Annotated in this window: 11 protein-coding genes and 1 tRNA gene; 5 read left to right on the forward strand and 7 right to left on the reverse strand. The window is 36.3% G+C overall.

All coding sequences use genetic code 11. From position 1 onward, the window contains the following. Positions 1-232 precede the first annotated feature (232 nt). Positions 233-1,126, reverse strand: a complete 894-nt coding sequence (locus BUA76_RS18410; protein WP_072886267.1) for a cation diffusion facilitator family transporter — start codon at positions 1,124-1,126, stop codon at positions 233-235. 335 nt (positions 1,127-1,461) lie between these two features. Here BUA76_RS18410 and BUA76_RS18415 point away from each other — a divergent pair, with 335 nt between their 5' ends. Then, a complete protein-coding gene (locus BUA76_RS18415) occupies positions 1,462-2,127 on the forward strand; it encodes a hypothetical protein (RefSeq protein ID WP_072886268.1) in 666 nt (221 codons plus the stop codon). A 259-nt stretch (positions 2,128-2,386) separates the two neighbouring features. Here BUA76_RS18415 and BUA76_RS18420 read toward each other — a convergent pair. Further along, positions 2,387-2,466 (reverse strand) — tRNA-Leu (locus tag BUA76_RS18420). Positions 2,467-2,542: 76 nt separating this feature from the next. After that, positions 2,543-3,310, reverse strand: a complete 768-nt coding sequence (locus tag BUA76_RS18425) for an MBL fold metallo-hydrolase (RefSeq protein ID WP_072886269.1) — start codon at positions 3,308-3,310, stop codon at positions 2,543-2,545. 53 nt (positions 3,311-3,363) lie between these two features. Here BUA76_RS18425 and BUA76_RS18430 point away from each other — a divergent pair, with 53 nt between their 5' ends. Beyond that, on the forward strand, positions 3,364-4,791 hold the full coding sequence (locus BUA76_RS18430; RefSeq protein WP_072886270.1) for a nicotinate-nucleotide adenylyltransferase: 1,428 nt from the start codon (positions 3,364-3,366) through the stop codon (positions 4,789-4,791). Between the two features lie 11 nt (positions 4,792-4,802). Continuing rightward, positions 4,803-5,252: a GAF domain-containing protein gene (locus tag BUA76_RS18435; protein ID WP_072886271.1), complete on the forward strand. Its 450-nt coding sequence runs from the start codon at positions 4,803-4,805 to the stop codon at positions 5,250-5,252. 330 nt (positions 5,253-5,582) lie between these two features. Here the strand turns inward: BUA76_RS18435 and BUA76_RS18440 are convergent, their stop codons facing one another. From BUA76_RS18440 to BUA76_RS18450, 3 genes are all read right to left on the reverse strand, one after another. After that, on the reverse strand, positions 5,583-6,320 hold the full coding sequence (locus BUA76_RS18440; RefSeq protein WP_072886272.1) for an ABC transporter substrate-binding protein: 738 nt from the start codon (positions 6,318-6,320) through the stop codon (positions 5,583-5,585). 26 nt (positions 6,321-6,346) lie between these two features. Beyond that, the gene (gene mgtE / locus BUA76_RS18445; protein ID WP_072886273.1) at positions 6,347-7,669 is read right to left on the reverse strand and encodes a magnesium transporter; all 1,323 of its coding nucleotides are present in this window, start codon (positions 7,667-7,669) and stop codon (positions 6,347-6,349) included. Between the two features lie 325 nt (positions 7,670-7,994). After that, complete coding sequence (locus BUA76_RS18450; protein ID WP_228408511.1) at positions 7,995-8,549, reverse strand: pyruvate decarboxylase; 555 nt, start codon at positions 8,547-8,549, stop codon at positions 7,995-7,997. A gap of 169 nt (positions 8,550-8,718) precedes the next feature. Here BUA76_RS18450 and rpsO point away from each other — a divergent pair, with 169 nt between their 5' ends. After that, complete coding sequence (gene rpsO, locus BUA76_RS18455; RefSeq protein WP_029295270.1) at positions 8,719-8,988, forward strand: 30S ribosomal protein S15; 270 nt, start codon at positions 8,719-8,721, stop codon at positions 8,986-8,988. Between the two features lie 291 nt (positions 8,989-9,279). Continuing rightward, positions 9,280-11,511, forward strand: a complete 2,232-nt coding sequence (locus BUA76_RS18460; protein ID WP_072886288.1) for a polyribonucleotide nucleotidyltransferase — start codon at positions 9,280-9,282, stop codon at positions 11,509-11,511. A 425-nt stretch (positions 11,512-11,936) separates the two neighbouring features. Here BUA76_RS18460 and BUA76_RS18465 read toward each other — a convergent pair whose 3' ends face one another. After that, on the reverse strand, positions 11,937-12,317 hold the full coding sequence (locus BUA76_RS18465) for a hypothetical protein (RefSeq protein WP_072886275.1): 381 nt from the start codon (positions 12,315-12,317) through the stop codon (positions 11,937-11,939). Between the last annotated feature and the right edge of the window lie 202 nt (positions 12,318-12,519).

Raw genomic sequence — 12,519 nt, forward strand, 5'->3', positions numbered from 1 at the left:
TATATATGACTGATTACCAGATAAATATACAAAATACTCGCTAATATTACAACTTTTTTTAATAAAAAAAACCGCCTCAGTTGTGAGACGGCTTCATTTTGGTTTAATGGTTATCTTAATAAAAAAAATTAACTTTTTTTACTGAAGATAATAAGTATAAATCAGCTAATAAATACGCTTTTATTTCAGTTCTTCAATCAGTAATGTACAAAATTGTATGTGTGTTATATTTTTACTCCGGCTGGATTATAACAAAATGTACTAATGGATATTCATTTTTTATAGTTCCCCGAATGCGAAGTATGGCTTGCGTAATTTCTTCTGTATCAAGATGGTCTTCAAAATCTATAATGAGCATCAATACTACTTCCTCTGGTGACTGGTAAGTTGATAGTATACTTTTTGTTCTGATCACGGCAGCATCTTTTTCCACAAGCTTCTTAATCTTTTCCCTTGTTTCAGGTGCAATTCCTTCACCCATCAGCAGGCTTCTGCTTTCTCTGGCCAGGATGAAAGAAACAAAAACCAGGATCAGCCCTACAATGATGGAAGCCACTCCATCCAGTTCCGGAATCTGAAAATAATGACTCATCCCCATTAATATCATGACGACAATAAGACCGGCTACTGCCGCACCATCTTCAAAGACAACGAGGAAGCTGGAAGGATCTTTACTTTTGATAATAGAATCCCACCATTCCAACCCATTACGGGTCTTATTGAATTCTTTTAAGGATATAATAAGTGATGTTCCTTCAAAAATAAGAGAAAGAACCAGTACAATATAGTTCCAGAACGGATCTTTCATGATTTCAGGTTCTTTAATATGTAGTATTCCCTGATAAATGGAAAGCCCGCCACCTAATCCAAATATAAGAATGGAAACCACGAAAGACCAAAAATAAAGTTCCTTTCCATACCCGAACGGATGCAGTTCATCGGGAGCTTTTTTGCTTCTTTTAATTCCGTACAGCAGCAATAGCTGGTTTACAGTATCAACAGTAGAGTGGATACCTTCTGAGATCATAGATGAACTGTTTGTAAATGTACCTGCGATAAACTTTGTTAAAGCAATCAGCAGATTAGCAGCAAGAGCACTGTAAATTGATTTGCGATTGTTGGCCATTTTGATATAAACATAAAGCAATAGTATTCAAAACGTAAGCCACTGAATGAACAGTCAATTTTAAAACAAAACCTGTAATTAAAGAAATGGTTTAGAGGGTGCTCAAAAAACGGAAGGATGTATAAACCAAATTAATGAATTGCTGTAATATCTGAAAAATGATGGATGAATTGTATCTGATAATGGTAAATTTATTAAAGTACAAAATGATTTCGGTCAAAAAGTAAAACAGGGATTCTCTTCATTTAATGATTTGTATTTTAATCTAACTGTTAACGATAAATGGTTTTGTATTTGCTTTTTTTATAGAAAGACTGATAAAATACAATAAAACAATGCCGATTAATAAAATACCTCCTGATGGAGGCATAATTTACACAGAAACCAATATGGCTCACTTTTTCCCCGAGCCATTCAATGCCATTACTTCTATATTATTTTTAGCAATAGCCATTTTTTGGACTCTTAAGATCGGTAAGGATTTTAAAAGATATCCTTTTTTAACTTATTGCCTGGTTTTATTGTACATTGGAGCTATAGGCGGAACCGTTTACCACTCATTCAGGCTGTGGCCGGTGTTTATTTTGATGGATTGGATGCCCATTATGTTACTTTGTACATCCGCCGGATTTTATTTTCTGGCTAAAAGTACCCGATGGTATTGTGCTGTTTTAATAGTCGTGGGATATTTATTGTTGATGTTTACCTTAAGAAACTGGTTTTTTGCAGATAACCATTTTCTTTTTATCAATGTCAATTATGCGATGATGGCTTCGTTGGTGCTTTTTTCGGTAATAAAGTATCTGGCATATACCCAGTGGAAAGCCAGTAAATGGGTAGGTTTTGCTCTTTTGTCTTTCGTTTTGGCGCTTACATTTCGTATAGCTGATCAATGGGAATGGTTCAGTTTTGGAACACATTTTTTATGGCATGCTTTCGGAGCAATAGCAACATTCTGCATGCTCAATTATATCTATGTTAATCAAGATGAAAATCCGTAAAACAAAGTTTAATATATAGATCGAAAAGATGTGGATTCTTATTGGTGAAAAATTCAATATCTGATATTGGCAGATAGCTAATATCTCGCTTTTTAAAACAAGCAATTATTATAATATCTAATTAATTTACAATTTTCAAAAAACCATTATCGAACCACCCGAGTCAATGTTTTACTCTCTTATATATATCAGATAAACAATGAATTAGGGACAGAAAAAAACCGGAAAGAAAGTGAATTATCACCTCTTTCCGGTCTTGTACCCAGGACCGGGATCGAACCGGTACTCCTAAGAACTGGTGTTTGAGACCAGCGCGTCTACCAATTCCGCCACCTGGGCTGGTGTTTTCCGTGTTTGAATCGGTGTGCAAATATAGAAACTTTTTATGAATACCGAAAAAAATTAAGCAAAAAAATTAAAAATTTATCTCAAGACCATCGTAGGCAAGGTGTATTCCGGATGGAAGTTGTTTGTCTTCAACATCATGCAGACCCAAATGATGACTGATGTGTGTTAAAAATAATTGCTTAGGTTTTAGTTCTTCAAATAGTTTAATAACATCCGGAAGGATAAAATGTGCCGGATGGGGATCAAATTTTCTGATGCAGTTTAAAATCAATACATCCAGATTTTTTAATTTTTCTTTTTCCGTGTCGGAAATAAAACCTGCGTCAGTAATATAAGCGAGATTGTTAAACTTATAGCCAAAAACGGTAATTTTATAATGAATTACTTCAACCGGGGTAATTTCAGTATCTAAGACGGTAAAAGGATAATTCTCAATTTCATGAAGCTCAAAAGCAGGAGCTCCGGGATATCTTTCATCAGCAAATGCGTAAGGAAAACGTTTTTTTACTTCATTTCCCACTCTGGAATAGCAATAGAGAGGCATATCATTTCCGGTTTTGAAAATCAGAGGACGCATGTCATCAAGACCAATCACATGGTCATTGTGTTCATGAGTAAGTAAAGCAATGTCTACCGTATTTTCTTTATGGGCAAGCATTTGCTGCCTGAAGTCGGGGCCACAATCAATCAGTATTTTTTTACTTTCATCAGTGGTCACCATTACAGAAGATCTGAGACGGCTATCCTTGGGATTTTTTGAAGTGCATACCTCACAGGTGCAGCCAATCACGGGTACACCCTGGGAAGTTCCCGTTCCTAAAAATTTCAACTTCATTTCTTTTGAGGTTGTTTTAATTTTGGTAAATTTACGAAAAATTTAATGTCCTAATGTATCAGAAACTAACTCCTAAACAAAAAGCATTAACAATTAATCTAGATCCTACTATTTATGGTACTTTCGCGGAAATTGGAGCAGGGCAGGAGACTGTTCGGCACTTTTTTAGAGCAGGGGGAGCTTCCGGTACAATTGCTAAAGCAATGTCGGCCTACGACAAAGATTTCAGTGATGCCATCTACGGAAAAGAGGTAAAAAACAGATACGTTACCCAAAACAGGCTTCGAAAAATGCTTCGCTATGAAGTAGCTTTGATTGAAGAACGGATTTCCAGGGAAAATCACCCAAACAGAAAGTACTTTTCTTACGCAAATACGGTTACAACAATTAATTTTGATAAAACCGTTAAAGGTCATGGCTGGGTAGGAATACGTTTCCAGGCGAATGAAAATGAAGATTACAACGAAATTGTTATTCACGTAAAATTTAAAGAGAATGATGCCACATTACAGCAGGAAACCCTTGGAAATCTTGGAGTAAATCTTATTTTCGGGGCGTTTCATTATTATGACAATCCAAGAAATTTAATAGAATCTTTATACGACGATGTAGCTAAAGATAACCTTGAAATTGATATGATTGATTTCAGCGGACCGGCTTTTACCTATGTTGATAACAGACTGATGTCTTTACAGTTGGTTAAAAACGGAATGACAGACGCGGTAATTTTCAATTCTGAGGGTAACAATATGCTTCCTGCAGATGTTTTGTATAAAAAAAATATTTTTGCGGTAAGAGGAAGCTTCAGACCGGTAACAAAGGTAAATATCGATATGCTGAAAAACGGACTCGATATGTTCCTTAAAGATGCGATATGTACAACGGACGAAACTGAAGTTCTCATTGAAATAACCATTTCCAACCTTCGTGCAGACGGCGATATTGATGAAAGAGATTTCCTGGACAGAGTAGATATTCTCGGTAAGCTTGGCTATACCGTTATCGTTTCCAATTATTCTGAATACTACCGCCTTATCGATTACTTTGCTTCTTATACAAATGGAAATATTGGTGTCGCGATGGGGGTAAATAATCTTCTGATGGTTTTTGATGAAAGATATTATAAAGACCTCTCAGGAGGAATTCTCGAGGCTTTCGGTAAGTTCTTCAGGAACGGAATGAGGGTATATCTTTATCCTTACAAAGATCCGGAAACACATGAGCTTTTAGATTCTTCCACTTTAAAAGTAGAAGAGAACCTGAAGGAACTGTATAAATATTTCAAGCATAATGAACGTATTGTGGATATTACCAATTACAATCCGGAATATCTGGAGATTTATTCAAGAGATATCCTTAAAAAAATTGCATGTAATATCAAAGGCTGGGAAACACAGGTTCCTGAAGGCGTCGCAGAAATGATTAAAGAACGCGGAATGTTCGGGTATAAAGAAGAATTTTCGCTAAAACAATTCTCTTAAATAATATAAAAATGTCAGAATTAAAAAAAAGACTTCTATCCATTCTGGAAAGTCCAAAACATAATACCGAAGAGAAACTTGAAAAAGTTTGCCATCTTTTAGATCAGGAAATTTCTTATTTCAACTGGACAGGCTTTTACTTTAAAAACGGAGATAAAGATGAGTTAAAATTAGGTCCTTATGTAGGCGCTCCTACCGATCATACGATTATTCCTTATGGTAAAGGGATTTGCGGACAGGTAGCCGTGTCCAATGAGACTTTTGTAGTTCCGGATGTGAATGAAGAAAGCAACTACTTAAGCTGCTCCATCGACACAAAAGCGGAAATTGTGGTTCCTATTTTTAAAGACGGGAAAAACATCGGGCAGATTGATATCGATTCTCATACCATTGATCCATTCACGGCCGAAGATAAAGAATTGCTGGAATGGCTTTGCAACGAAGTTGCAAAGATTTTGTAATTAAAATTTGGTCTACAATATCGACTCCGGCCCGAAGGGCCGGAGTCTTTTAGTTTTTGTTCTTTTTTACCTGACTATTTTCTATATAATATTATTATCTGGATAATCAGCAAAATCTACGGGAGATAAAATAATAAAGTAAATTATCTGCTTAAAGCAATCCGTGTAAATCTGTGGTGATATGCTATTTAAAAAGCATTGAGTGATTTCAAAAATGGGTTAAAAAGCTACTATATCGTCTTGTAGAGGTTCCACAATCTCCGTGCATATATATATCTGTATGATTTGTGAAATCTGTGGGAAATAAAAAAACAGCTGCAATTTTACCAATCACATTTTAATTGTTTCAACTTCAGCAATCAGTTCTTTAAAATAACTTTTGCATTTGGCAAGATGCGTTCCATACCAGGAAAAAGCTTCCCCATCCACGATCATAATTTTCTTAGCAGGATAAAATAATTTCAGTTCCTCCATATGTTTTTCTTTAAAAGGAAAAGGTTCGGAAGAAAGCATGATAATTTCAGCTTCTTTTAAATCTTCGGTTTCAATAACAGGATAGCGATTCTGATCCTTAAAAATATTTTCAAAACCAATTTCATCAAGAATTTTATGAATAAATGTATCCGAACCTATCGTCATATAAGGACTTTTCCAGATGAGATACGCAACTTTTATCTTACAATTAATCTTAGCCTCGTTCAAAACATCATAAATTTTGAGATTGAAACACTGCGCTTTCTCTTCTTTGTTGAAAAGCTTGCCTAAAGTTTTCAGTAAATAATAATTGTCCTCAATATTTTCAACATTTGTAACCATTACCTTAAAATCGTTCATCAAAGCTTCAACCTGTTCCTTTACATTTTCTTCTTTGTTGGCCAAAATCAGATCAGGCTGTAATGCTTTTATTTTTTCAATATTGATATTTTTTGTACCTCCGATTACGGGTACACGTTTCACTCTTTCAGAAGGATGAATGCAGAATTTGGTTCTTCCGATCACTTCATTTTCAGTTAAACCCAGATCAAATAATGCCTCGGTGATGGAGGGGACAAGAGAAACAACTTTCATTATGATATTTTAGAGGTTGCCTAAAATTACAAAAGTTTACCCGTTAAGAAAAGCCCGGCAACAGAAAAGTAGATAATAAGCCCCGTTACATCTACTAAAGTTGCAACAAATGGAGCTGAAGAAGTAGCGGGGTCAAGTTTTAGTTTTTTAAGAATAAACGGAACCATAGAGCCGGAAAGAGTTCCCCAAAGTACGATCATTACCAAAGAAACGCCGACACTCAATCCAACAAAAGGCCAGTACATTCCGTAATTGAAAAAACCTGCTTTATGCCATATCATAATTCTTAAAAAGCCGATAATTCCTAAAATACCACCCAGGAAAAGCCCGGTGAATATTTCTTTTCGCATCACATACCACCAGTCTTTCAGTCCGATTTCCTGTAGCGCCATCGCTCTGATGATCAGCGTTGCAGCCTGGGAACCGGAATTTCCGCCACTGGATATAATTAAAGGGACAAATAACGCCAAAACAACTGCCTTTTGGATCTCATCTTCAAAATAGCCCATCGCTGAGGCAGTAAGCATTTCCGAAAAGAAAAGAATGATCAGCCACATACCTCTCTTTTTCACCATTTCGATCAGGGAAGTCTGGGTGTACGGAACATCTAATGCTTCAAGACCCCCGAACTTCTGGATGTCTTCCGTATTCTGCTGCTCAATCTGGTCAAGGATATCGTCAATTGTTACAATGCCTACCAGAACACCTGCTTCGGTAACAATAGGAAGCGCAGCCCGGTCATATTTCTCAAAATACTGAACAGCATCTTCTTTTGAAGTGGTCGTTGTAATAGCTACGAAGTGATTATCGGTGATCTCGGAAACCATAGTGTCTTCCTCGGCAAGCAATAAACTTCCCAACGCAATATCATCGATCAGCCGGTTTCTTTCATCCACAACATACAGATAATTCATGGTTTCTACCTTGCTTCCGACTTTTTTGATCTGTTGAAGGCATCTTTTAATAGTCCATTCTTTACGGATCTGGATATAATAAGGTGTCATCAGTCGGGCAATGGAATCGGAATCATAACCCAAAAGTTTTAGGGCAATTCTTCTTTCCTGCGGATTCAGATGATTGATGGAATATTTGATCAGCTCATCCGGAAAATCTTCAAACAATGCCGTTCTGTCGTCAGGTGTCATTGCATTGAGGATCTCAGAGACTTCGTCACTTCCGATGCTTCGGATCGTTTCTTCCTGGAAATCAGGATCGAGATGGGAGAAAACTTCCGCTTTGTATTCTTTCGGAACTTTCAGGAACGCCAAAAGCCTCTCGTCAGCGTGAAGTTCGCTAAGAGTTTCGGCAATATCGGCGGGGTTAAAGATAAGTTCGTCCTTAGAATTCAAAACGTTATTTTTTAGGCTATGCAAAAATAACTCAAATTTTTAAAAAATGAGAATGCTGCTTTAAATTTAAGGATTAATTAAACTCATCAAATCCATATTTAAGTTAAATAAGTAAAATTGCAGAAACAAAAAAACACCCACAAAAACTGCGAGTGTAAGAAGAATTTTGAATTGAGATAGTTTGAATGAATTGTTTATTTAAAAATACTAAAATAAATTAAATTATTCACTGTGTAATGAATATAATTTAATGAAATTCAATGATGTGCATAATATTAATTAGAAATCTTAAAAAAGATTGGGAAGAAAGTTTTTGATGGAATGGCTAAAAACCATTTTCTCCGGAAGGTTTTATTTTCCGCAGCTGTTTGAGGATATCTTTAATGGCTCCGTTGGTACCGATCTTTACTGAATTTACCGTAGATCCTAAAAGCCGCATATTTTTTCTGTAGGTATCATAATCTGTTTCCGTAATCAGGTTTCCTTCTGCATCGAAAAGTTTCATACTTACGATCACCTGATTGGAGAAAACATATTTCCCGATTCCTACTTTAAAATATTTTACTTTGGGTATGACAGCGAAATCTGCGTCATTATTCAGGCAATAATCTGAAATGGTTTTCTTATCGATGCTGTCAAAAGAAATTTGGGTTTCGGTTTTCAGCATCTTATTTTTTCTTTCGCTTAAATTATCGGATACCGCGCTGAAAAAGGCTGTATTGGTGGGTTCTTTAATTTCTTCAATATCAGGTTCTACCTGAGGATTAAAGTAAAGGATTCGCTTTATCTTAGCTTCATGGCTGTTTTGCGCTTTCAGCAAAGAAGAGCATGGAAAGATAATAAGGACGAATAGTATGAAAACAGTAGAATTTCTCATCATGAATACCATGCAAAAGTACTGCCTTTTAACACGATATCATAATTTTTTTAAGAAATATTTAACATATTTTTCTATCAAAATCAATTTATGAAATCAATAATGTTTGTAAAGTAAAAAAAATATCGTACTTTTGCAGCCGTTACATAATAATCATTTAAATAATATTGGAATGTACTTAAATACAGAAAAAAAGCAGGAAATTTTCGCAAAACATGGAAAATCTGCACAAGACACAGGAAGTGCTGAAGGACAAATTGCACTTTTCACTTTCAGAATCAACCACCTTTCTGCTCACTTGAAGAGCAATCACAAAGATTATAACACAGAAAGATCTTTGGTGAAACTGGTAGGTAAAAGAAAAAGATTATTAGATTATCTTAAGAATAAAAATATCGAAAGATACAGAGCAATTATTGCTGAATTAGGTTTAAGAAAGTAATCTACAAAGATTTTCAAAAGAGCAGCTTCGAAAGAAGTTGCTTTTTTTTGCTCTGTGGTGAGCTGTAAAGTAAAAATGATATTGCAAATTGATGCATGGCATTAGAAATTTGTTTTTCTGGAATCAGTTTTAATGAATATGTTTATTAAAACATAAAATTAACCGCCATTTTCATACGGATTTTAGCCGGATGCGGTGCTATATCCAAATAATTACATTAAATTTGCATCGAAAATTTAAAAAGTTTAAATATTAATCGTGCCCAATACGGGGTACAAGAAGACAATTTTTATGAGTATACCTCAAGCGTTTACAGAAACGATTACTCTTGCAGACGGCAGAGAAATTACTATTGAAACGGGGAAGCTGGCTAAGCAGGCAGACGGATCCGTAGTTGTAAAATGTGGCGGAACAATGCTTTTAGCGACTGTTGTTGCCAATAAAGAAGCAAATCCCGGTGTGGATTTTTTACCATTAACGGTAGATTACAGAGAAAAATTTTATGCAGGAGGAAGAATCCCGGGAAACTTTTTCCGAAGAGAAGCAAGACCTTCTGATCAGGAAATTTTAACAATGCGTCTGGTAGACAGAGTGCTGCGTCCGCTTTTCCCTGAAGATTTCCACGCGGAAGTTCAGGTAATGATTTCATTAATTTCTTACGATGGAAAGACTATTCCTGATGACCTGGCAGGTTTGGCAGCTTCTGCAGCCATTGCCATTACCGATATTCCTTTCAACGGACCGATGTCTGAAGTAAGAGTGGTACGATTTGACGGCCAGCTGGCGATTAACCCAAGCTATGAGCAGCTGAAAGATTCTGAGCTGGATATCATGGTGGGAGCTACCAAAGATTCCATCGTAATGGTAGAAGGAGAGATGAAGGAAATTTCCGAGCAGGAAATGCTGGAAGCCATTATCTTCGCCCATGCTGAAATCAAAAAACAAATTGAAGCTCAGGAGAAATTAGCTGAAAAAGTAGGCAAAGCTTTCCCTAAAAGAGAATATTCCCACGAAGTTCATGAGGAGGCCATCCGTGAAAAAGTGTGGAAAGAGTGCTACGATAAAGTATATGAAGTAGCAAAAACACCTTCTGCAAAAGAAGAAAGACACGAAAAATTCAAGGCTGTTCTTGATGAATTCCTGGCTCAGTATGTAGATAATCCTGACGAGCTGGAAAGAGTAACGCCTTTCGCTAAAATATATTACCACGATGTGGAAAAAGAGGCCATGCGCCAGATGATCCTTGAAGACAATATCCGTCTTGACGGCCGTGATCCGCAAACGATCCGTCCGATCTGGTCTGAAATTGATTATCTTCCGGGAGCACACGGTTCTGCGATCTTTACAAGAGGGGAAACCCAGTCTTTAACGGCTGTAACCTTAGGCTCCGTAAAAGATGCCAACATGGTAGACAGTGTGATTTCTCAGCATGATGAGAAATTCTTCTTACATTATAATTTCCCTCCGTTCTCAACAGGTGAAGCAAGACCTTTAAGAGGAACTTCACGAAGAGAGGTAGGACACGGAAACTTAGCTCAGAGAGCACTACAGGCGGTAATTCCTGAAGAAAATCCTTATACCATCAGAATTGTTTCCGATATTCTTGAATCCAACGGTTCGTCTTCCATGGCAACGGTTTGTGCAGGAACATTGGCGCTAATGGATGCCGGAGTACAGATTACAAAACCTGTTTCCGGGATTGCAATGGGATTGATCACCGATACGAAATCCGGTAAGTTTACCGTACTTTCCGATATCTTAGGAGATGAGGATCACTTGGGAGATATGGACTTTAAAGTAACCGGAACGGCAGATGGTATCACTGCTTGCCAGATGGATATCAAAATTCAGGGGCTTTCTATGGACATCATGGAAAAAGCGTTGATGCAGGCAAGAGACGGAAGATTACACATCCTAAATAAAATCACGGAAACGATTGCTGAACCGAGAGCCGACGTAAAACCTCACGCTCCGAAAATGGTGGTAATGGAAATTCCGAAAGACTTCATTGGTGCGGTAATCGGGCCTGGTGGAAAAATCATTCAGCAGATGCAGAAAGATACGGATACGGTTATTGCGATTGAAGAGATCGGAGAAATCGGACGTATCGAAATTGCTGGTACTGACAGAGAGAAGATCAATGCTGCTGTAGCGAAAATCAACGAAATCACTTTTGTACCGGTTGTAGGACAGGTGTATAATGGAAAAGTGGTGAAGATCATGGATTTCGGTGCCTTCGTAGCAATTGCAAAAGGAACGGAAGGGCTTCTTCACATCTCGGAAATCGAGTGGAAGCGTCTGGATAAAGTTCCATATAAAGAAGGAGATGAAGTGGAAGTGAAATTTATGGGTTACGATGACCGTAAGAAAATGAAGCTTTCCAGAAAGGTTCTTTTACCAAGACCTCCGAAGCCGGAAGGGAAACCGAGACCGGAAGGGGAAGGAAGACCAAACAGACCGGAAGGACAGAAGCCTCAGGGTGAAAAGCCTGCGGAAAAACAAGATCCTTCAGCTGAAGCATAAGATTACAGATTATCAATGATATGAACCACCGGATTTCCGGTGGTTTTTTTGTTTGGGTAAGGTTGGGAGTATAGATTGCAAATCCGCGCTGTTTGATGTGTTATTCTGAATATAAACTGAAAGTTTACGAACGAAGTTCAGAAGTGGAATGAAGAATCATCTGACTTTAAATTTCTTTTATTTTCTACAAGGATATAATGATTGTCGCAGTGATTATTGTTGGAACATTGATTGTAAATCTGCGTTATCGGGTTAGTAATATAATAAAAAAATAAGCAACCTTCATCTCCTCAGGTTGCTTGTTTTTTTTCTTCCTTTACGGAATGCTGTCACATACATGTGTGTGAATGAAAATGATTACTCACTTTAATTCTAGAGTGAAATAATAAATTACTCCAAACTGGAGATTGGTAATGACAATATGTTTAAGAATAAACCTCTTGGCTTTTCTTGTATTCTAATTCTTTAGCTAAATTAAATCTTTCCCATTTAGTAAACCAATATTTTACATTATTTTTTTGAAAATCTAATATTTTATTTAATGTATTAATACTTTCTTTTGCTTCTGTGAATGTTTTACTGTCTTTGTAGATTATAAAAATTTTTCTTTTATACTTAATATCGAGATATGGACAGGCAATAAGATCTAAGATTAGATGAGTTAACTCTGAAGATTTATTGCGTTTTTCAACAGGAAAAATTTTTATATATTCTTTAATATAGCTTTTTAAAGCTGTTTTTACTCGGTTAAATTTTGTAGAGTGTCCTAAATAATATAATATTACTACAATAGAAAAATAATTCAATCTGCAATTAGGAATTTTATTGTTTACATGATCAAAACAGATAAATTTCTCTAATAAAATTCCAGGAATTCTAAATTCTCTATCCAGTTCCTTTACTACCGTTAAAAGATATAACGTTTCAACCTGAGCATACTCTGAGATTAAATTTTTTTTGATTATAAAACTTGATTCATCTAGAACTTTTTTAAATACTCGATGTCTA

The organism is Chryseobacterium takakiae, assembly GCF_900129385.1.
GTDB lineage: Bacteria > Bacteroidota > Bacteroidia > Flavobacteriales > Weeksellaceae > Chryseobacterium > Chryseobacterium takakiae.